The sequence below is a fragment of the Geodermatophilus pulveris genome (assembly GCF_900188375.1).
Lineage (GTDB): Bacteria > Actinomycetota > Actinomycetes > Mycobacteriales > Geodermatophilaceae > Geodermatophilus > Geodermatophilus pulveris.
Genome location: NZ_FZOO01000003.1, coordinates 26,695 through 46,766, shown reverse-complemented (window position 1 = coordinate 46,766; position 20,072 = coordinate 26,695). Strand labels below are relative to the sequence as shown.

Below are 20,072 nucleotides of genomic sequence, written 5' to 3'. Positions count from 1 at the left end.
CCGCGTCCCACGTACCGAGGAGACACCGAGATGACCGCGTCCCTGACCGGGCTGGGCCCGATCCTGGAGACCCCACCGACCTGGCCCGAGGGGCTCACGCCGGAGGTCCTCGCCGCGATCGAGCTGCCCACGCCGTTCCTGGCCGGTGACCTGCGCATGGTCGCCGACCGCTTCCAGCGGTTCGCGCGGGCTCTGCCCCGCGTGCGGGCGCACTACGCGGTCAAGTGCAACTCCGCTCCGGAGATCCTGCGGACCGCGTCCGCGCAGGGCGCCGGCTTCGAGGTCGCCTCCATCGGCGAGCTGCGCATGCTGCAGGCCGTCGGCGTCGACCCCGCGGACGTGCTCTACAGCAACACCGTGAAGCCGGCAGCCCACATCGCCCAGGCGGCCGAGGCGGGGCTGTGGCGCTTCGCGGCGGACTCCGAGGGCGAGCTGCACAAGATCGCCCGCGTCGCTCCGGGCAGCGCCGTCTACATCCGGATCCGGGTCGACGACAGCGGGAGCGTCTTCCCGCTCTCCCGCAAGTTCGGCGCCGAGGCCCACCACGCGCGTGCGCTGCTCCAGGAGGCCAAGCGCCTCGGCCTGCAGCCCTACGGTCTGACCTTCCACGTCGGGTCCCAGTGCGCCGCGACCTCGGCCTGGCGACAGGCCATCGCCTCCGCCGGCCGCATCATGCGCAACCTGCAGCAGGACGGCATCCGGCTGGAGATGCTCGACCTGGGTGGCGGATTCCCGGCGCGCTACGGCGACGCGGTCCCCTCCATCGAGCAGATCGGCGACGTCATCGAGTCGGCGCTCGACGAGCTCCTGCCCTACGAGCCGTTGCTGATCGTCGCCGAACCCGGGCGGCACATGGTCGCCGAGACCGCGGTCATGGTGGCCAGCGTGCTCGGCCGCGAGGAGCGCGCCGGCGAGGAGTGGCTCTATCTCGACGTCGGTGCCTACAACGGCCTGATGGAGACCCAGCAGACCGTCGGTCAGTGGCGGTTCCCGCTGTGGAGCTCGCGCGCCGATCACGGTGTGGTCGAGCAGGTGCCCTACACGGTCACGGGCCCGAGCTGCGACAGCTCGGACACGATGTTCTACGGCGCCCCGCTGCCGGTGACCATGTCCGAGGGCGATCGCGTGTTCATCGCCTCGGCGGGCGCCTACACGCTGAGCTACGCCTCGTCGTTCAACGGCTTCCCGCCGCCTGCGACCTACTTCATCGAACGCTGATGCCGGGCACCGACAGCCGGCCGCCGGGCCACCCGGGCGGCCGGCGGCGGCTCGGTGCGCTGGTGGCAGCAGGCCTGGTCGACTCCCTGTGCCTCTCGGTCGCCTGGACCCTGCTGGTGCTCCGCGTCGCCGACGAGCACGGGCTGGCCGCTGTGGGCGTCTGCAGCGCCGCCATGCTCGTCGGCGTCGCGTTGTCCGCGCCGGTGGCCGGCTGGGTCGCCGTCCGCCTCGACGGCCGGCGGCTGCTGCGGACGGCCGCGGGCGCGGAGATGGTCCTGCGCGGTGGTCTTGCGGTCCTCGTGCTGTCCGGCGCGCCGGTGCTGCCGCTCGCACTGTGCATCGCGGCGATGAACGTCTCCGCCTGGACCGGCTACGCCGGCATGCGCGCCGAGGTGACCGCCGTCCGGCCGGGGGCAGCTGCGCTCACGTGGTACGGCACCGCGATCGCCGCGGTCGAGGCCGCCGGAGTGGCCCTGGCCGCCCTGCTGCCGACGGGCCCGGCAGTCGAGGACGCCGTGCTGTCTGCGGCCGTGGTCGCCTACGTGCTGGGCCTCGTGCCCACGGTGCTGGTGGCCGGGGGGTCGTGGGTCCCGCGTGCCGCCGCCGTGCCCGGGAAGGCCCGTGGAGCCGCGCCGTCCGGGCTCTCGGTCCTCGGTGGGCTGCTGATGCTCCTCGGCTCGGCTCCGACACTGCTGTACGTGGCCCTGTCCGAGCAGGCGCACGGCCGCACCGCCGTGGCGGCCGCGGCCGTCGCCTTCGTCGCGGGCTCCCTACTGGCCGCTCCCGCCGCCTCGGCGCTGCAGCGGCGGCCGGGGTCGCCGGGACTCCGCTACGTCCTCGCCGCCGCAGGCATGGCGGCCGGCTGGGTGGTCGCCCCGCTGTCCATCCCGTTGCTGTGCGCCGCCCAGCTGCTGTCCGGACTGTGCATGACCCTCCTGGAGGGCCTGCTGGACAGTGCCGCCGCGGCTCGCGAACCGTACCGGGTGACCGGCGCCCTGGCATCCGTCACCGCCGGTCGGGCGCTGGGCTCGGCCGCCGGCACAGCGGTGCTCCCCCTGGTCATCCTGCAGACGGGCCTGCCGGCCGCCGCGGCCGCGGCCACCGCCGCGCTGCTCCTCCTCGCTGTCCTCACGGCAGTGGCACGTCGCCGACCGGCCGGTGCCACGGGAGAGGGCACTCGGCGCATCCCCGCAGCGGCGCGGCCGCCCGTGCCCGCCCCTCGTTCCCGGTCGCTGACCGGCGCACTGCCAGGTGTCCTCGGCTGACCCGCGCCGAGGCTCCGCGCTGACCTGCGCGAATGCCGCCAGCTACACGTTGAGGCGGAACGTCCCCTGCGTGATGGAGCGATCTGAACATGACTGAGGACCATGGTCGACCTGCGCTTCTACCGTTGACTGGTATGGGCCATCGACCTCTTCGGCGTCGCCCGCTCTTCGGTCTACCGCGCCCTGCAACGAGACCGGGCCCGAGGAGGCAACAGTCGCCACACGACAGCAGGAGGCACGGGCACGCGGCGCTGACTCCCGCTGTCGGCGGTTGCCGGGTTGTCCCGCAGGCCAGATCCCCTGAGCGACAACCCGGCCATCCTGTGTCCGTGACCGTGTGGACCGCGCAAGGTTCGGGTCGACCGCCAGCGGGCGACCGCCGGCCGATCCTCGCCTGCGGCGATGCTCTCGCTGAAGCGCCCGCGGAACGTCCCCCGGGTTTGCTGCGCGCCTGTAGCAGCAACTCGCGGATGGTGCTCACGCCGTCCCCTCCCCCGTGTCGGCGGCCTTGCGCTCCCGCACCCACAGCGCCAGAGACCGCACGCCGGCCAGCCCGTACACCACGCCGATCACGGCGGGCAGCGGCCACCACGCGTCGTCGTTCCAGTTGACGTTCCCGGGACGACGTACGTCCCAGGCGATCAACAGCAGCAGCCCGGCGGTGACGAACCGCCAGAACGTGTAGTACCGGTGGCTCCGCTTCGTCGTCGGCTTCGCCGGCTGAGGCACGACCGTCTCCATCCTCGTCGTCAACCTCGACCTCGGTGCGGCCGAGGTACCTCATGTCGTCGTCTTGCTCGACGGCGTCAGGCGTTGCGCCTGAGCGCCGACCGCCACGTGATGGCGCTGCCGGTCCGCAGCAGGCTTCGCTCGTAGAGGCGGGCGCCCAGCACCACGAGGGCGGCGACGCTGACGGCGAGCACGCCGAGCGACAGCACCGGCTCCCACCAGGCGGCGTCGTCGATGAGCAGTCGACGCGGCATGGTGAGCGGCGAGGTCAGCGGCACGTACGACAGCGTGGTCAGCAGCGGCCCGCGGTCGGTGATGAACACCGAGGCGAAGAAGGGCAGCATCATCGCGAGCGACAGCGGGTTCACCGTCTGCTGCAGGTCCTCCTGCCGCGGCGCCATGGCGCCGGCCGCGGCGAACAGGCACGCCAGGAGCGCAAAGCCGAAGAGGAAGAAGACGAGGAACCAGCCGCTGCTGCGGGCGAGCAGCTGGAACAGCTGGCCCTGCCCCGAGAGGGACGCCCCGATGGCGGCGATCCCCACGGTCAGCACGACCTGTCCGAGGGCCAGCGCGCCGACCCCGAGCACCTTGCCGACCAGCATCGCCCGCATCGGCACGGCGGCGACGAGCAGCTCCACGACGCGGCTCTGCTTCTCCTCGGTCACGCGCTGGGCGATCATCATCCCGTAGCCGAAGACGGTGAAGGAGAACAGGAAGCCGAACGCGGTCGCCACCACCGAGGCGATGGTCGGGTCCAGCCCGCCGCCGAGGCGCCGCTGCTCCAGCGAGACCGGTTGCAGCGCAGCGACCTGCGCGTCGGTGGCGCCCAGCTCGTCGGCGACCGCCGCCGCGCGCTGGACGGACGCTGCCCGAGAGAGGACGTCCGCGGCGTCGCTGGGGACGCCGTCGAGAGCCACGAGCTCGACGTCGTCGGCGGCGGTCAGCACGGCGAGGTCGGCCTCGTCCTCGCGGATGGCTTCCTCCGCGGCCGCGACCCCGCCGGTCCGGAGCACGTCGAGGCTGACCACGGGTTCGTCACCGGGCGGGGCGTCCGCGGCGGCGAGCTCGTCGGCGGCCTGGACGAGAGCGGCGCCGGCGTCGTCCACGACCGCGACGGTCCTCGTCTCCGTACCGCCGGAGAGGATCGCGGGCAGCGCGGTGGCTCCGGCGACGATCACCAGCGTCACGAGCGTCGAGACGATGAAGCCGCGGTCCCTCAGCGTGACCGCGACCTCCCGGCCGGCGATCACCCGCGCCGCCGCGGCGAGGCCGAGCGCGCGGCGCGGCTTGTCGCGCGACGGCCCGGCCGGCGTCGCCGTCGCGGACCGCGCCGGCGTGGTGGTGGTCATCGGACGACCTCCCGGAAGATCTCGGACAGCGTGGGGACGACGGGCCGGAACTCGCGGACGGCGCCGGCCCGGGTGAGCCGGGCGAGCAGGCGCTGCTCGGCCGCGACGAGGTCGCCGGCGGCCTCGGGCTCGAGCTCGATGAGCGCCCGGGCGCCGTCGACGTCGAGGACCCGCAGTCCTTCTTCGCGCAGGAAGCCGGCGTCGGGCTCGACGACCACGCGGTAGCGCAGGGGGGTGCGGTCCCGGCGGATGTCGTCGGCCGGCCCGGCCGCGACCACCCGGCCGTGGTCGAGGACGACGAGGTCGTCGCAGAGCCGCTCGACCAGGTCGAGCTGGTGGCTGGAGAACAGCACGGGCACACCGGCAGCCGCACGGCGGCGGAGCATCGCGGCCATCGCGTCGACCGCGAGGGGGTCCAGTCCGCTGAAGGGCTCGTCGAGCACGAGCAGCTCCGGCTCGTGCACGAGCGCCGCCGCGATCTGCACGCGCTGCTGGTTGCCGAGCGACAGCGACTCCAGCCGGTCGCCCTCACGGTCGCCGAGGCCGAGCTCCTGGAGTAGTTCGCGTCCCCGGCGCCGGCCCTCCTCCGAGCCGAGGCCGTGTAGGCGGGCGAAGAAGGCGAGCTGCTCCAGCAGCGTCATCTTCGGATAGAGCCCGCGCTCCTCCGGCATGTAGCCGAAGCTGCTGCGTGAGGTGAGGTCGAGCGGGCTCCCCCGCCACAGCACGTGACCGGCGTCCTCGGGGACGACGCCGAGGACGACGCGCATCGCGGTCGTCTTGCCGGCGCCGTTGGCGCCCACGAACCCCGTCATGCGCCCCGGCCGGACGGCGAACGACACGTCGTCCAGCGCCGTTGTGGACCCGAAGCGCTTGGTCACTCCCCTGAGCTCCAGCACGCCTCGACGCTAGGGAACGGCACACACCCCGCGCGTCCGCCGCGGGGCGGATCGGCGCTGTCAGCCTCGCGGCGGAGGGAACTCCCCCGGCTGCACCAGGCCGGTCTCGTAGGCGTGCACGACGGCCTGCACCCGGTCGCGGAGACCGAGTTTCGCGAGCACCCGGGACACGTGGGTCTTCACCGTCGCCTCGCCCAGCACGAGCCGCTGGGCGATCTCGGCGTTGGACTCCCCGCGCGCCACCAGTGTGAGCACCTCGCGCTCGCGCTCGGTGAGCCCGGCGAGCAGGTCGGGCCGGGCGGCGCGGCCGGGCCGCTGCGCGAACCGCTCGATGACCCGCCGCGTCACCGCGGGCGCGAGCAGGGCTTCCCCGGCGGCGACGAGCCGGACGGCGGCGACGAGGTCCTCCGGGACGGCGTTCTTCAGGAGGAAGCCCGACGCGCCGGCCTCCAGCGCCGCGAACAGGTAGTCGTCGCGGTCGAAGGTCGTGAGGATGACCACCGCGGAGTCCGTCGTGGCCACGACCTCGCGCGTGGCGGTGAGGCCGTCGGTGCCGGGCATCTGCACGTCCATGAGGACGACGTCCGGCGCGAGCTCGCGTGCCGCGCGGACGGCGCCGGCCCCGTCGGCCGCCTCACCGACGACCTGGAGGTCGGGCTCGACCCCGAGGATCATGCCGAACCCGGCGCGCACGAGGTCCTGGTCATCGACGAGCAGCACCCGCACGGTCACGGCGCCGCGGCCGTTCCTGCGCCGTTGAGCGGAAACCGCGCCCGCACGCGCCATCCGCCCTCCGGCCGCGTACCGACGTCCAGCTGACCACCGTGCAGGTCGACGCGCTCGCGCATGCCGACGAGGCCGAGGCCACCCCCGTGGCCGCCGGCGTCGCCCGCGCCGCCGCGGCCGTCGTCGACGACCTCGACCTCCAGGGCGTCGTCGAGCCAGCGCAGCCGCACCGACGCGCGGCACGCGCCGGAGTGCCGGACGACGTTGGTCAGCGCCTCCTGCACCACCCGGTACGCGCTCACCGACGCCGAGGGTGGCAGCGGGCGGGGCTCGCCGAGCACGCGGGCGTCCACCTCCAGGCCCGGACGCCCGGCGCGGACCAGCTCATCGAGGCGGCCGAGATCGGGCGGCGGCTCCACGGCGCCGTCCCCCTCGCGGAGGACGCCGACCAGCCGGCGCATCTCCTCCACGGCCGTGCGGCTGCTGGCCTCGACCGCGCCGATCGCCCGGCGGGCGGCCGCCGGATCGACGTCGAGGACGCGCCGCGCCGCGCCTGCCTGCACACCCATCGTGCTGACGTGGTGAGCGACCACGTCGTGCAACTCCCGCGCGATGCGGACACGTTCGTCGAGCACCGCACGGCGGGCCCGCTCCTCCCGCTCGCGCCGCAGCTCCTCGTTGCGCTGTTCGAGCTCGGCGCGACTGCGCGCGTCGCGCCAGGCCGCGTCCCCGAAGCGCCAGGCCCCGACGAAGTAGAAGACGTTGAGCCCCACGCCGTAGAGCAGGTTGGCGACCCGGGGGTCGATCGATCCCGAGCGCTCGCCGTCGTCGGCCAGCAGCTCCTGCCAGGGCGTCGCGGTCAGCGAGATCACGAGCCAGGCGAACATCGAGACCACGACGACGAGGCGCACCGCGTTCGCCGCGCGGCGGTCCTGGGCCCAGGCGCCGGCCGTGTACAGGGCGGTGAAGAGACACACCGACGTCATGAAGCCCTCGATCACACCTCGCGCCTGCAGCGCGATGAACACCACCGCGACCACGACGAGGACGCCGAGGGGGTGCACGCGGCGAACGCACAGCGGCAGCGACACGGCCAGCGCCCACACCACCTGCTCCGCGAGCCCGGGCGACGTCGGCAGCGCGAGGCCGGCGCTGCGCGCGAGCTCGACACTCGCCACGGTCGCCACGGCCAGGGCAAGACCGACGCGGACGTCGGTACGCCGCTGCGCGAGCGCGGGCCCGGGCCGCTCCCAGCCGTCGTCAGGACGCTCCAGGTCCGTCACGAACCGCCACGCTAGCGGACCCGACAGTGAGGCCGCGCCCCTGGACCGACACCACCCAGGCGACCCCCACCGCACCCGGAGCCCAGTCGGCAGATGCACCCTGGACCCGCAGACAGCCGACCTGGGGTCCGCACCGCTCGGCTGCGCAGCCCCTTGCAGGAGCGTGTGAGCGAACGTCGTCATGCTGGGCTCGGCTGGAGCGGACGCTGGCGCCACGGGGACGCGAACCGCGCCGACGTGGCCGTAGCGGGTTCGGCCACCGGGACACCGCCGCGACCTTGCGAAGCCGCTCCTAGCGTGCTCGTCATGGACGAGGAACTGGCCGAGGTCGTCAGGCTGGAGTGGCTCCTACTCGAACCGCACGTGCGCAACGACCCGCAGCAGCTCCTGTCTCTGCTGCACGAGGACTTCCACGAGTACGGCGCGTCGGGACGCGTGTGGCAACGGGACTCGGTCGCCCAAGCAACGAGCGGGACGCAACAAGCCATAGCGGCGACTCACGTTGGAGCCCGCCGCCTCGGGCCAGACGCTGCTCTCCTCACCTACCGCACGGAGTAGGGAGGTCGGCGGCCCCTGCGGGTGATGTCAGGACCTGGATCCAACACGGACAGCCGCAGCGATGTGCAGCGCACCTGGGGCCGCGTGGCGGGATGCGCTGCCGGTCGGGGTGGTCATGGGGGGGGGCGCTGGTGGCGATGAGCGTCTTCCCCGATCCGAGGCCGAACGCCGGAACCCTGGTGTGAGGGGTGTTGGTGCTCGCCGCCGGGGGCCTGGGCAGGTGGGCGGAGGTCCGCAGCCTGCGGCGCGCTGATGAGTACCAGCGCCTGCTCCAGCTGCAGGCGCTGGCCGTGGGCCTTGCTGTGCGGGTGCTGCTGCTGGTCGCCGGGCTGCTGGCCGCGGCCCAACTGGTGGAGCCCCAGCAGAGGCATGTCGCTCAGCTCGGCCGGTGAAGTGCTGGCCTCGCTGGGAGTGCGAGCCGTCCACGCCGGGAAGGCCTGATGCGCAAGCTTCTGCGCGAACTACGCGCCGCCCGTCGGTGGAGCCAGGCCCACCTCGCCGACCGGCTCGACGTGTCCCGTCAGACCGTCAACGCCCTGAGAACCGGCCGCTACGACCCCGACCTGCCGCTCGCCTTCACGATCGTCCGGTGCTTGACCAGCCGATCGCGCGCCTGTTCTTCCGGATGATCAACCCGCTGCCCAGCCAGGGAGGTGATCCCGCACCTGCGCTGATCCCGTAGCGGTCGCCCCTGTCCACCGCGGTGGGCGAGCCGGGTTCGCTGGCGCTCGCCGACGCCCTCCGGGGACATGAGGTCTGCGGCGCCACATCCCCGAGCTCGTCGCTCACCTTCTCTTGCGGGCTCGGGACCGCTTGAGGTCCAGCAGCAGTCCCACCACGAGAGCCGCTAGCCCGAGCGGCGCTCCGACGACAGCCCCCTGGACGAATCCCCTGATGAGGGACGGGTAGCTCTCGGCCGCCTGTAGTAGGTCCTCGGAGGCCAGTAGCAGACCCACCGAGAACAGTCCCAGCAACGCCAGGTAGGGGATCATCCGCGGCCACCGGATCCACCGCGAATCGGTCGCGTCCACGCCGAGGCTGCGGGCGTAGAGGACCGCGATCCAGACGGCGATCGCGATGATCGCGATCATGGCCCAGGCGTAGGGCACGGCGGGGGCGCCGATGATCCACACCGCCGCGGTGGCGGCCAGCCAGCTCATCCACAGCAGGACCTGCAGGGCGACGGCGGAGGCCTCGTTCCAGACGTCGCGCTGGCGTTCCTCCCGGTAGAAGGGGTTGCTCAGGTCGCCGATGACCGCGGCGGCCCGCACGAACCAGCCATCTGCGCCATCTGCATTCACCACTCTCACCCATCCCCCTGGACGTCGCCGGCGCTGGTGGTCGCCGGCTGCCCGAACAGTTCCTCCACAGTGCTGCCCAACCGCTCGGCGATGGCCAGCGCCAGATACACCGAGGGCGCGTAGTTTCCGGCCTCCACCGCCACGATCGTCTGCCGGGTGACCTCGGCACTGGCAGCCAGCTCGGCCTGGGTCAGCTCGGCCAGCAGCCGAGCCCGGCGCACCGCGTTGCGTCGCCCATTCGCTGACGCCCGCCCCACACCTGCAAAGTATGGTTTATCGGACAAGAAGTCAAGTACTCTTGACCTCGCGGCGTCTTCTGGACGTCCAGCGGCACAGATGATGGGCATCCGACCCCAACACGATGAGGTCGCGTTCGCTACCCCGAGTGGCGTTATCGAGACATGGAGCACCCGGGAGAGGCGCCACGTATCCACTCTTCCCGTGTCAGTGAGTAGCGGATCGCAGGACGCGATCATGGACGAGTCAGGCGCCCGGCTCGCACTCGCAGCCGCAGACGCCACTGTGCAGGTCTGGGACACAGATGAGCGGCGGATGCTCAACCGGATCATCGCGCCGGACGGTGAGGGAGTAGTTGCATCCACTCCTGACGGGTACCTACTGACCGTCGGATCGGGCGCAGGCGAGAACCTCCACTCCTGGCACCTGTCCCGGAACGCAGCGGCTGGATCCATGGCACTGCACTCCGCCACCGCGTTCGATCTCCGCGCAGCCGAAGTGTGGATGCACGTCGACGGAACCGACGACCAGTTACCGCAGACTATTGCGATCACCGCACAAGGCTGATACGACGACATCTGCAGGGCAGCGGACCGCGACTTCACTGAGCAGGAACTGCGACTCCTTCCGCCGGTGTTCGAGGTCGAGGCGCCCTGCCGGACCTGAGCCTCTGCCAGCAGGTCGGCGGATCCGTTGCAACTCTGGCCGGTCATCCCATGGGGAAGGCGCCAGGCGGCGCGGCATGGCGCACGGAAAGTGACAATTGCAGCAGGCAACGCGAGGTGCGTCGAAGCGGGCTTGACGGCGTTCGGTGCGGCGGAATCAGCGCAAGTCGTTGAGCCAGGAGCCAGTCCGCTCGACCATCCATCGTCGGCCGACCTGGATGGGGGTCGGTTCGCCGCGGTGGGACTGACGCTCGAGCGACTATGACAGGCGGGGACGAGGACGGCGGCATCGCACCGTCGCGGTGTCCCTTGACTGGGCCGCGATGGGCGATTCGCATCACGGCTCGCCCGCCGATCCGCAGCCCTGTCCCGCACGACGATCCCAAGCGGAACTGCCGGGGTGCGACGGGTGCTCACTTCCCAGCCAGCTCCCGCTAACCGCTTCCGGGCCGGCTGGGGTGAGTCGGGGGAAGGGTGGGCCGGGGGCCCACCCGGAGGGCCGCGCAGCGCCCTTCCGGCGACCCCCGCCAGCCGGCATACCTACGCAGAGGGAGCGGCTCCGCGACCGGGGTTCGTTGTCCGAGGATCCGACACCCTGTGATCATGACTTCCGCCGACTGCTGGGACCTGACGGTCCCCGAGGATGCAGCCGAGCTGCTCGCCGAGCTGCGCCGTCACGGCGTGCGGCCCGGCCAGCGCCTGCATGTGGTGCGCGCGTACGAGGAGTCCAAGCAGTCGAGCGGCGAAGATGCTGCCCGGCCTCCCCGGGCGAAGCTCGACCTCATCGGTCCGGTGCACGGTGGTCCCGCGGACCTGTCCATCCGCATTGACGAGTACCTGCAGCGAGGCTTCAGCCGCGAGTGATCCTCGTCGACACGAACGTCCTCGTCGCCGCTGCCCGGACCGCCGACACCAACCACGACGCTGGGGCGCGATTGCTCGAGACCCTCGACGAGGCGCTGCTGGTTCCACCCACCGTGCTGGCGGAGGCGTGCCACCTCCTCGACGAGTGGGGCGGACCCGATGCTGAGGTCCGGTTCCTCGGCGACTTCCGGTCCGCGGGGCTGCAACTCGCAGAGCTGACCGCTGCCGACGTCGCACGCATGGCCGACCCGGCTGAGCGGTATGCGGACCTCCGGCTTGGCGGGACCGATGCCTCGGTCGTCGCCATCGCCGAGCGCCTGCCCATCGCTCGGATCGCCACCTTCGACCGGCGCCATCTCACGGTCGTCCGCCCGACCCGAGTCGTGGCGTTCACGCTGCTTCCCGAGGTCGCGTCAAGCTGACCGGACTGCCCGCCGGGCCGGGCGCGGCGCGCGGTCGAACTCCGCGGACGGCGTCGGCGCCAGGGCGCGCATTGTCAGGCCCTCGGACCACGTTCGGCCGCGTCGGTCCCGGTGAGGTCCATGCGGATTGGAGGGCGGAGCCATGGCGAGCATCCAGGACCGATGGCGTCGCCGGGACCCGGCCACCGGCCGCCTGGTGCCCACGGAGCTGGACGGCGAGGGTCTGCGCTACCGGCCCCAGTTCCGTGACCCATCGGGCCGTCAGGTGATGAATGCCTTTGCGCTCAAGCGCGACGCGCAGCGCTGGCTGGACGACCGGACCGCGCACATCACGCGGGGCACGTACGTCGACCCTGGCGCCGGCCGTCTCACCGTCGCGGAGTTCTACGCCGACTGGTCCAGCCGGCAGGTCTGGGCCCCGAGCACGGTCCTTGCCATGAAGCTCGCCGCGGACTCCGTGCCCTTCGCCGACGTGCCGCTGCGGTCGCTGCGCCGATCCCACGTCGAGGGCTGGGTGAAGGGCATGGTCAACCGCGGACTGGCGCCCGGGACCGTGCACACCCGGGTCAACAACGTGCGCGCCGTCATCCGCGGCGCCGTTGCGGACAAGCTGATCCCGAGCGATCCCAGCGTCGGTGTCGCACTCCCCCGTCGCCGGCGGACCGGCGCCGCCATGACGCTGCCCACCGCGGCCCAGGTCGGCACCGTCCTCGAGGCCGCCGAGGACGCCTTCCGCCCCTTCGTCGCGCTCTGCGCGTTCGCCGGCCTCCGGCTCGGCGAGGCCGCCGGCCCCCGGGTCGAGGACGTCGACTTCCTGCGCCGCACCCTGACCGTGGCACGCCAGGTGCAGCGTGCCGGCCGCGGTGCGGTCGAGGTCCGGTTGCCCAAGTACGGCAGCGAGCGGGTCGTCTTCCTCGCGCCCGGACTGGTCGAGATGCTGGCGGCGCACGTCGCCACGTACTGCCCGGACGGTGGCTGGCCGTTCACCGGAGCCGGCCAGGACCCGCCTCACCAGAACACCGTCGGCCACCGGTGGCCCACCGCCACTGCCGCTGCCGGGATCACCGGGCTGCGACTCCACGACCTCCGGCACTTCTACGCCTCGGGCCTGATCGCCTCCGGCTGCGACGTCGTCACCGTGCAGCGGGCCCTCGGGCACGCGTCGGCGACGACCACCCTGTCGACCTACTCGCACCTGTGGCCGAGCGCCGAGGACCGCACGCGGGCGGCAGCGCAGACCTTGCTCGCAGAATCGTGTGGACTGGACGTGGACTGGCGGGGGTCGGCAGGCCGCTGAGCTGCGGTTTGCGCGTCGCTACACGTTGAAGCGGAACTCCACGACGTCGCCGTCCTGCATGACGTAGTCCTTGCCCTCGATGCGCACCCAGCCGCGGGACTTGGCTTCCGCCATCGACCCGGCCTCCACCAGCTGGTCGTAGGAGACGATCTCGGCCTTGATGAAGCCGCGCTGGAAGTCGGTGTGGATGACACCGGCGGCCTGCGGGGCGGTCGCGCCGACCGGGATGGTCCAGGCGCGGGCCTCCTTGGGGCCGGCGGTCAGGTAGGTCTGCAGGCCCAGGGTGCGGAAGCCGACCCTCGCCAGCTGGTCCAGGCCCGGCTCGTTCTGCCCGATCGACGCGAGCAGCTCGGCGGCCTCCTCGGCGGGCAGCTCGGCGAGCTCGGCCTCGGTCTTCGCGTCGAGCAGGATCGCCTCGGCCGGCGCGACCAGGGCGCGCAGCTCGGCGATGAGCTCCTCGTTGGCCAGTTCGTCGGCGTCGACGTTGAAGACGTAGAGGAACGGCTTGGTGGTCAGCAGGGTCAGCTCGCGCAGCGGCCCGGGGTCGACCCCGGCGGAGAACAGCGTCCGGCCCTCGTCGAGCACCTGCTGCGCGGCCTGGGCGGCGGCGAGGAGGGCGGCGCGCTCCTTGTCCTTGCGCGCCTCCTTCTCCAGCCGCGGGATCGCCCGCTCCAGGGTCTGCAGGTCCGCGAGCACCAGCTCGGTGTCGATCGTGGAGATGTCGTCGGCCGGGCTGACCTTGCCCTCGACGTGCACCACGTCGGGGTCGGTGAACACCCGGATGACCTGGCAGATCGCGTCGGACTCGCGGATGTTGGCCAGGAACTTGTTGCCCAGCCCCTGCCCCTCGCTGGCGCCGCGCACGATGCCGGCGATGTCGACGAAGGACACCGTCGCCGGGATCGTCTTCTGCGAGGAGAACAGCTCGGCCAGCGTGCCGAGCCGGGGGTCGGGCACGCCCACCACGCCCACGTTCGGCTCGATGGTCGCGAACGGGTAGTTCGCCGCCAGGACGTCGTTCTTGGTCAGCGCGTTGAACAGCGTCGACTTGCCCACGTTGGGCAGCCCGACGATGCCGATGGTGAGGCTCACGGACATCCAGCCTACGGACCACGCACAGCCGAGCCCTCGACCGGCGGCCGCCTCGGTGGGAAGCGCACTCCTGCGGCCGCTGCACCGCTCCCGCGGTGCTGAACCACCGCGGGAGCGACGGGAACACCGCAGGAGGTCGGCGACACCCGATGCCGCGGTCAGCCGCCCGGCGGGGGCAGCAGACCGCGCTGCACGGCGACCATCACCGCCCGCGTGCGGTCGTCCACGCCGAGCTTGGCGAACACCCGCAGCAGGTGGGTCTTCACCGTGGCCTCGCCGATGAACAGCTCCCGGCCGATCTCGGCGTTGGTCAGCCCGCGGGCCACCCCGGCGAGCACCTCCAGCTCGCGCGCGCTCGGCGCCTCGGCCGCCGGCGCCCGCAGGTGCGACACCAGCCGGGCGGCCACCGGCGGGGCGAGCACCGTCTCGCCCCGGGCGGCGGCGCGCACGGCGTCGGCCAGCTGGGGCAGCGGCGCGTCCTTGAGCAGGTAGCCGGTCGCCCCGGCGGCGACGGCCCGCACGATGTCGGCGTCGGTGTCGTAGGTGGTCAGCACCAGCACCCGGACGGCGGGGTGCGCGGCGGCGATCCGCCCGGTGGCGGTCACGCCGTCCATCCGCGGCATCCGCAGGTCCATGAGGACGACGTCGGGGCCGGCCGCGGCGACCAGCGCCAGCGCCTCCTGCCCGTCGGCGGCCTCCCCGACCACCGTCAGGTCCTCCTGCGCGTCCAGCCAGCCGACCAGCCCGCCGCGCACCACCGGGTGGTCGTCGACGACCAGGACCCTGATCACGGCTCGACCCCGTCCTCGTCCCGCTCCTCGCTCGCTGGCGCTCGCTGCGATGCTCGCTCGGCCGTCGCCCTCGCGGCCATCACGGCGCCGGCACCCGCACGACCACCGACGTCCCCTCCCCTGGTGCCGAGCTCACGTCCACCGCGCCCCCCACCTGCTGCACCCGGCCGCGCAGGCCGTCCAGGCCGGCGCCCCGGGCCGCGGCCACGTCGAAGCCGACGCCGTCGTCCACCACGTGCACCGACACCTGCCCGGCCTCCCGCGCCAGCCGCACCACCACGTCGGTGGCGCCGGCGTGCCGCCGCACGTTGGTCAGCGCCTCCTGCGCGCCGCGCAGCAGCACGATCTCCTCGTCCCGCCGCAGCGGCGGCCCCTCGCCGAGGGCCGCGGTGTCCACCCGCACCGGCAGACCGGTCTCGCGGGTGAACCGGGCGGCCAGCTGCTCGAGCGCCTCCACCAGCGTGCCGTCGTCGAGGGCGACCGGCTGGAACGCCGCGACCACGGCACGCGCCTCCGCGAGGTTGTCCCGGGCGACCTCCTCGATCAGCGCCAGCCGCTCCCGCGCGCCGGCGGGGTCGCCGTCGAGCCGGTCGGCCGCGGTCTGCGCCAGGACGACGATGCTCGTGTAGCCCTGCGCCAGGGTGTCGTGCACCTCGCGGGCCAGCCGCTCCCGCTCGGCGAGCACCCCGCGCTCCCGCTCGGCGGCGGCCAGCTCCGCGCGGGTGGCCTCCAGCTGCTCGATCAGCTCGGCCCGCTGCCGGCTCTGCTGCAGCACGCGGCTGACCCAGATGCCCAGCGCGACGCTGAACACCATCCCGACGCCGGCCGACAGCAGGGCCTGCCGGGCGTCACCGCCGTCGCGGGCGGCGGCCAGGGGTCCGGCCAGGCTCGCCGCCGCCAGCAGCACGGTCCACAGGACGCCGGGGCGCGGGGACTCGACGAGGAACCACACCTGCGGGTAGGCGAGGAACAGCAGGAACAGCAGCGAGGGCGCCTGCCAGGCCAGGACGGCGAAGCAGCCGACCAGCACGACCAGGTAGCCGACCGCCCGGGCCGGGTGCTCCCCGGCGATGGCCGGTGCGCCCGCGACGGCGTAGCCGGCGGCCAGCACGCCCAGGGTCCCCAGCACGACCGCGCGCCCGCCGGGGGCGATGTCGCCGGCCAGCGCGGTCACGACGGCCAGCGCCCACACCGCGGCGGACACCAGGTGCATGCCGAGCACCGTGGCCCGCCAGTCGCGGCCGGACAGCGGCGCACCGCCGCCGTCCCCACCCCGGGCGGGCAGGACGGCGGCGGTGAGCCGGCCGCGACCGATCACGCGCCGCGCCGCCAGCGGAAGGTCCGGGCGGCGAGCACGGTCCCCACGACCACCCACGCCAGCAGCACCAGGGCGGTCCGCCCGTGCTCCCACGCGCCGGCGACCTCGGCGGCGGCCGCCTGCTCGGGCAGGAACACCGAGCGCATCCCCTGGGTCATCCACTTCAGCGGGAAGACCGCCGCGACCTGCTGCATCCACGCCGGCAGCTCGGTGAAGACGAAGAAGACGCCGGAGAAGAACTGCAGGACGATCGCGAGGGCGGGGATGCCGGCCGCGGCCGCCCGGGCGCTGCCGACGCCCGAGGACACCGCGATGCCGAGCACCGTGCCGGCCAGCGCCCCGCCCAGCGACACCCAGGCGAAGGTGGCCCACCGGCCGGGGTCGTCGGGCAGCGGCACGTCGTAGACCAGCGCGGCCACCGCGAGCAGCAGCGCCAGCTGGGCCGCCGTCGACAGCAGCACCTGCCCGGCCTTGCCGCCGGCGTAGGCCAGCGGCGGGGTGCCGAGCACCTGCAGCCGGGCGAGGTCGCCCCGGTCGCGCTCCTCGGCGATGCCCATGCCGACCGCCTGGAAGCTGGTCAGCATGATGCCGGTGGCCGCGATGCCGGCCAGGAAGTACTGGCTGAACGAGACGCCGGGCGAGACCTCGTTGGCGCCGAACACCGAGCCGAAGACGACCATCATCAGCACCGGGTAGGCGAAGGAGAACACCACCTGCTGCGGCTCGCGCAGGAACAGCCGCAGCTCCAGGAGCACCCGGGCGCGCGCGATGCGGGTCCACGACGGCGGGGCCGGCCGGGTCAGGACGGGAGCGGTCATCGCACGGCCTCCTCGGGGACGCCGACCAGGCGGAGGTAGACGTCCTCCAGGCCGGGGCGGGTGACGGTCAGGTCGGGCAGCTCGCCGGGCGCGGCGGCGAGCAGGTCGCGCAGCACCGCGGCCGGGCGGTACGTGCGCACCTCGCGGGGGACGCCGTCCTCGGTCCAGCGGACCGTCGCCTCCCGGCGCAGCTCCCCGCCGAGCTCGGCCGGCGGGGCGACCTCCACCAGCCGGCCGGCCGTGATGACGCCGACCCGGTCGGCGAGGTGTGCGGCCTCGTCCAGGTAGTGGGTGGTGAGCAGCACGGTGGTGCCCGCGGCCCGCAGCGACTCCACCAGGGCCCAGGACTGCCGCCGCGCGACCGGGTCCAGGCCGGTCGTCGGCTCGTCGAGGAACAGCAGCTCCGGGCGGCCCTGCACGCCGAGGGCGACCTCCAGCCGCCGGCGCTGCCCGCCGGACAGCTTGTCCACGCGGGTGCGGGCGGTCGCGCCGAGGCCGACCAGGTCGAGCAGCTCGCCGCCCGGGACGGGGGTCGCGTGGTAGGCGGCGAAGTGGTCGACGGTCTCCCGGACGGTCAGCGCGTTGCCCGCGCCGGTGGTCTGGGCGACGACGCCGACCCGGTCGCGCCAGGCGCGGTCGCCGACGGCGGGGTCGACGCCGAGCACCTGCACCTCGCCGGCGTCGCGGCGGCGCACGCCGGCCAGGACCTCGACGGTCGTCGTCTTGCCCGCCCCGTTGGGGCCGAGCAGCGCGAACACCTCGCCGCGGCGGACCTCGAGGTCCACGCCGTCGACGACGGCCCGCCCGCCGTAGCGCTTGACCAGGCCCCGGATCGAGATCACGGGGCCGGGATCCGGTGGCTCCTCCCGGGGATCCGCCGCGAGCGCGCGGGTGGTGGGGAGGAGGGAGTCCTTCTGCATGGGGTGACCCTCCCTCCCCACAGGATCCCGCGGCACCGCCGATCCGCCGGTCCCCGTTCCACCGATCGGTGGACACGGCGGGGGCCCTGGTGGTGGAGTGGCACCTGTCGCTGGAGTGGTTCCAGTGTCTTTCTGCACGCGCCCGTGCGCCACACCACGGCGCCTCCCGGCCGTGCAGCCGAACTCGAGGGGGACACGTTGTCCGGTGCACCACGACGGGTGGGGATGGCCGTGGTCGGCCTGGGCGGAGCGGTCGCGACGACCGCGGTCGCGGGTCTGGACCTGCTGCGCGCCGGGGGTGACACCGCGGGGCTGCCGCTCGCGGGGCTGGCGGTCGACGGCCGGCCCGTCGAGGCGGCGACCGGGATGGTCGAGTACACCGACCTCGTCGTCGGCGGCTGGGACCTCGACGGCAGCGACCTGCGCAAGGCCGCCGAGCAGCACGGGGTCCTGGACCACCACCAGCTGGCGCAGGCCGGGCCGTACCTGTCGTCGGTGACGCCGTGGCCGGCGGCCGGCGACGCCGACTTCTGCCGCAACGTGACCGGCGGCAACGTGGTCCTCGCCGAGACCCGCCGCGCCCAGGTCGATGCCGTCCGCGCCGACCTGGTCCGCTTCCGCGAGGAGGAGCGGCTCGACGGGCTGGTGCTGGTGAACCTGGCCTCCACGGAGCGCTGGCCGGACCCGGCGGCGCCGGCGCTGCAGTCCACCGAGGCCTTCGAGGCCGGGCTGGACGCCGACGACCGCTCGATCACGCCGTCGATGGTGTACGCCTACGCGGCGATCGCCGAGGGTGTCGGGTACGTCAACTTCACGCCGTCGCTGGCCGCCGACGTCCCGGCGCTGGTCGAGCTGGCCGAGCGGCACGGGGTACCGGTCGCCGGCAAGGACGGCAAGACCGGCCAGACGATGATGAAGACGGTGCTCGCCCCGGCCTTCCGCAGCCGTGCGCTCACCGTCGAGGGCTGGTACTCGACCAACATCCTGGGCAACCGCGACGGCCTGGCGCTGGACGACCCGGCCTCGCTGCAGAGCAAGCTGCAGACCAAGGGCAGCGTGCTGGACTCCATCCTCGGTTACCCCGTCGAGGACCACGTCGTGCGGATCGACTACTACCGCCCGCGCGGGGACCAGAAGGAGGCCTGGGACGCCATCGACCTGGTCGGTTTCCTCGGCCAGCGCATGCAGGTCAAGGTCGACTTCCTGTGCCGCGACTCGATCCTGGCCGCCCCGCTGGCCATCGAGCTGGCCCGGCTGACCGACCTGGCCCAGCAGCGCGGGCAGGGCGGGGTGCAGACCCAGCTGGGCTGGTTCTTCAAGGCCCCGATGACGCCCGACGGCAGCACCCCCGAGCACGCCCTGCACCGCCAGGAGCGGGTGCTGCTGGACTGGGTGACCACCGGCGCGACCGGCCGGTGACGGGGGGCTCCCCCGCCCTCGCCCGGCTCCGCCCGCTGCTGACCGAGGTCGGCGACGCCAAGCGGGTCCGCGTCGCCGGCGCGCCCGGGTCCCTCGCCGAGCAGGCCTTCGCCCGAAGCTGGGGGCGGCTGGTCGCCGGCGAGGACCCGGCCGCCGTCGCGGTCTCGGAGACCGCCGCCGCCGTGGCCCGGGCGCGGCTGGCGGGCATCGACGGTGCGGTGCTGCGCACGGCCGGCCTGGCCGACGACGAGGCGCGCGGCGTGCTGCGCCGCGGGTTCGACGAGGTCGCCGGCCCGCTCGACCCCGGGCTGCGCTCGGTGCTGCGCGAGGCGCTGCCGCTCGCCGTCCCGGCGCCGGAGCCGCCGCCGCTGGCCGCGCGGCTCAACGCGCAGCCGCGCGCCGGGGCCACCGCCCCCGGGCGGGCGCGGGTGGTGGTCGAGCCGCCGGAGAGCCACGGCGACCACTGCCTCACCGTGGCGGTGTACGGGGTCCTCCTCGCGCCGGTGTTCGGCGCCGACCCGGTCGCGCCGTTCCTCGTCGGGATCGCCCACCACCTGCACAACGTCGAGCTGCCCGACGCCGGGTTCGCCGGCGAGGTGCTGCTCGGGTCCGCGCTGGACCGGGTGGTCGCGACACTGGAGGCCCGCGAGCTCGCCGCGTTGCCCGGGGCGCTGGCGCAGCGCCTGCGGGCGGTGCTGCGGCTGCGCGCCGACGCCGGGGCGCCGGAGTCGCAGGCCTTCCACGCCGCCGACGTGCTCGACCGGGTGCTCCAGGTGCACCACCACGCCCGGGCCGCGGCGTTCACCGCCTCGCAGGCCCTGGACGACCTGGAGCTGGTGCACGCCGGGCCGGTGCAGGCCTTCCACCTCGACGTGCTGGCGGCGGCCGGCCTGTGAGTACTGCT

At 73.8% G+C, this 20,072-nt stretch carries 23 protein-coding genes; 11 read left to right on the top strand and 12 right to left on the bottom strand.

Annotated elements, in window-relative coordinates; translation table 11 throughout:
• Positions 1-30: 30 nt before the first annotated feature.
• Positions 31-1,218 carry a type III PLP-dependent enzyme gene (locus CHB98_RS06855; protein WP_089304883.1) on the top strand — a complete coding sequence of 396 codons (1,188 nt, stop codon included), beginning with the start codon at positions 31-33 and terminating at the stop codon, positions 1,216-1,218.
• Positions 1,218-2,483, top strand: a complete 1,266-nt coding sequence (locus CHB98_RS06850) for a hypothetical protein (RefSeq protein ID WP_089304882.1) — start codon at positions 1,218-1,220, stop codon at positions 2,481-2,483. Before CHB98_RS06855 ends, CHB98_RS06850 begins: the two co-directional genes overlap by 1 nt.
• A 477-nt stretch (positions 2,484-2,960) precedes the next feature.
• On the opposite strand, the gene CHB98_RS06845 is transcribed toward CHB98_RS06850, so the two are convergent.
• The 5 genes from CHB98_RS06845 to CHB98_RS06825 form a co-directional block, all read right to left on the bottom strand.
• Positions 2,961-3,212: a hypothetical protein gene (locus CHB98_RS06845; protein ID WP_143424973.1), complete on the bottom strand. Its 252-nt coding sequence runs from the start codon at positions 3,210-3,212 to the stop codon at positions 2,961-2,963.
• 77 nt (positions 3,213-3,289) lie between these two features.
• Positions 3,290-4,561, bottom strand: a complete 1,272-nt coding sequence (locus tag CHB98_RS06840; RefSeq protein ID WP_089304880.1) for an ABC transporter permease — start codon at positions 4,559-4,561, stop codon at positions 3,290-3,292.
• Positions 4,558-5,457: an ABC transporter ATP-binding protein gene (locus CHB98_RS06835; RefSeq protein ID WP_089304879.1), complete on the bottom strand. Its 900-nt coding sequence runs from the start codon at positions 5,455-5,457 to the stop codon at positions 4,558-4,560. Before CHB98_RS06835 ends, CHB98_RS06840 begins: the two co-directional genes overlap by 4 nt.
• Positions 5,458-5,517: 60 nt before the next feature.
• Positions 5,518-6,189, bottom strand: coding sequence for a response regulator (locus CHB98_RS06830; protein WP_281251840.1), 672 nt, complete (start codon positions 6,187-6,189; stop codon positions 5,518-5,520).
• Positions 6,186-7,466 (bottom strand): sensor histidine kinase, encoded by a 1,281-nt coding sequence (locus CHB98_RS06825; protein WP_218822280.1) that lies wholly within the window; start codon positions 7,464-7,466, stop codon positions 6,186-6,188. Before CHB98_RS06825 ends, CHB98_RS06830 begins: the two co-directional genes overlap by 4 nt.
• 306 nt (positions 7,467-7,772) lie before the next feature.
• Between CHB98_RS06825 and CHB98_RS06820 the strand changes: the two genes are divergently transcribed.
• The 3 genes from CHB98_RS06820 to CHB98_RS06810 all read left to right on the top strand — a co-directional run bounded on the left by CHB98_RS06820 (position 7,773) and on the right by CHB98_RS06810 (position 8,653).
• Entirely contained in the window at positions 7,773-8,024 is a 252-nt protein-coding gene (locus CHB98_RS06820; RefSeq protein WP_143424971.1) for a DUF4440 domain-containing protein, read from the top strand.
• Positions 8,025-8,212: 188 nt separating this feature from the next.
• Entirely contained in the window at positions 8,213-8,416 is a 204-nt protein-coding gene (locus tag CHB98_RS06815; protein ID WP_089304875.1) for a hypothetical protein, read from the top strand.
• A gap of 48 nt (positions 8,417-8,464) precedes the next feature.
• Positions 8,465-8,653 carry a helix-turn-helix transcriptional regulator gene (locus CHB98_RS06810; protein WP_089304874.1) on the top strand — a complete coding sequence of 63 codons (189 nt, stop codon included), beginning with the start codon at positions 8,465-8,467 and terminating at the stop codon, positions 8,651-8,653.
• Between the two features lie 156 nt (positions 8,654-8,809).
• On the opposite strand, the gene CHB98_RS06805 is transcribed toward CHB98_RS06810, so the two are convergent.
• Together CHB98_RS06805 and CHB98_RS22235 are read right to left on the bottom strand one after the other, a co-directional pair.
• Complete coding sequence (locus CHB98_RS06805) at positions 8,810-9,328, bottom strand: hypothetical protein (protein ID WP_089304873.1); 519 nt, start codon at positions 9,326-9,328, stop codon at positions 8,810-8,812.
• Positions 9,329-9,330: 2 nt separating this feature from the next.
• A complete protein-coding gene (locus CHB98_RS22235; RefSeq protein WP_245820976.1) occupies positions 9,331-9,546 on the bottom strand; it encodes a helix-turn-helix transcriptional regulator in 216 nt (71 codons plus the stop codon).
• 253 nt (positions 9,547-9,799) lie between these two features.
• On the opposite strand from CHB98_RS22235, the gene CHB98_RS06795 reads away from it, so the two are divergent.
• The 4 genes from CHB98_RS06795 to CHB98_RS06780 all read left to right on the top strand — a co-directional run bounded on the left by CHB98_RS06795 (position 9,800) and on the right by CHB98_RS06780 (position 12,810).
• Entirely contained in the window at positions 9,800-10,129 is a 330-nt protein-coding gene (locus CHB98_RS06795; protein WP_089304871.1) for a WD40 repeat domain-containing protein, read from the top strand.
• 701 nt (positions 10,130-10,830) lie between these two features.
• Positions 10,831-11,091, top strand: coding sequence for a hypothetical protein (locus CHB98_RS06790; RefSeq protein ID WP_143424969.1), 261 nt, complete (start codon positions 10,831-10,833; stop codon positions 11,089-11,091).
• Entirely contained in the window at positions 11,088-11,513 is a 426-nt protein-coding gene (locus tag CHB98_RS06785; protein WP_089304869.1) for a type II toxin-antitoxin system VapC family toxin, read from the top strand. The genes CHB98_RS06790 and CHB98_RS06785 overlap by 4 nt, the downstream gene beginning before the upstream one ends.
• 142 nt (positions 11,514-11,655) lie before the next feature.
• Positions 11,656-12,810, top strand: a complete 1,155-nt coding sequence (locus tag CHB98_RS06780; protein ID WP_089304868.1) for a tyrosine-type recombinase/integrase — start codon at positions 11,656-11,658, stop codon at positions 12,808-12,810.
• An 18-nt stretch (positions 12,811-12,828) separates the two neighbouring features.
• On the opposite strand, the gene ychF is transcribed toward CHB98_RS06780, so the two are convergent.
• The 5 genes from ychF to CHB98_RS06755 all read right to left on the bottom strand — a co-directional run bounded on the left by ychF (position 12,829) and on the right by CHB98_RS06755 (position 17,671).
• Positions 12,829-13,908 (bottom strand): redox-regulated ATPase YchF, encoded by a 1,080-nt coding sequence (gene ychF / locus CHB98_RS06775; RefSeq protein ID WP_281251839.1) that lies wholly within the window; start codon positions 13,906-13,908, stop codon positions 12,829-12,831.
• A 152-nt stretch (positions 13,909-14,060) separates the two neighbouring features.
• Positions 14,061-14,693: a response regulator gene (locus CHB98_RS06770; RefSeq protein WP_089304867.1), complete on the bottom strand. Its 633-nt coding sequence runs from the start codon at positions 14,691-14,693 to the stop codon at positions 14,061-14,063.
• Positions 14,694-14,772: 79 nt separating this feature from the next.
• Positions 14,773-16,011 (bottom strand): sensor histidine kinase, encoded by a 1,239-nt coding sequence (locus tag CHB98_RS06765; RefSeq protein WP_245820975.1) that lies wholly within the window; start codon positions 16,009-16,011, stop codon positions 14,773-14,775.
• Entirely contained in the window at positions 16,008-16,829 is an 822-nt protein-coding gene (locus CHB98_RS06760) for an ABC transporter permease (RefSeq protein ID WP_089304866.1), read from the bottom strand. Before CHB98_RS06760 ends, CHB98_RS06765 begins: the two co-directional genes overlap by 4 nt.
• Positions 16,826-17,671, bottom strand: coding sequence for an ABC transporter ATP-binding protein (locus CHB98_RS06755; RefSeq protein WP_245820974.1), 846 nt, complete (start codon positions 17,669-17,671; stop codon positions 16,826-16,828). The genes CHB98_RS06760 and CHB98_RS06755 overlap by 4 nt, the downstream gene beginning before the upstream one ends.
• A gap of 303 nt (positions 17,672-17,974) precedes the next feature.
• Between CHB98_RS06755 and CHB98_RS06750 the strand changes: the two genes are divergently transcribed.
• Together CHB98_RS06750 and CHB98_RS06745 are read left to right on the top strand one after the other, a co-directional pair.
• Positions 17,975-19,168 carry an inositol-3-phosphate synthase gene (locus CHB98_RS06750; protein ID WP_089304864.1) on the top strand — a complete coding sequence of 398 codons (1,194 nt, stop codon included), beginning with the start codon at positions 17,975-17,977 and terminating at the stop codon, positions 19,166-19,168.
• Positions 19,165-20,064, top strand: coding sequence for a hypothetical protein (locus CHB98_RS06745; protein ID WP_089304863.1), 900 nt, complete (start codon positions 19,165-19,167; stop codon positions 20,062-20,064). Before CHB98_RS06750 ends, CHB98_RS06745 begins: the two co-directional genes overlap by 4 nt.
• Positions 20,065-20,072: the final 8 nt, after the last annotated feature.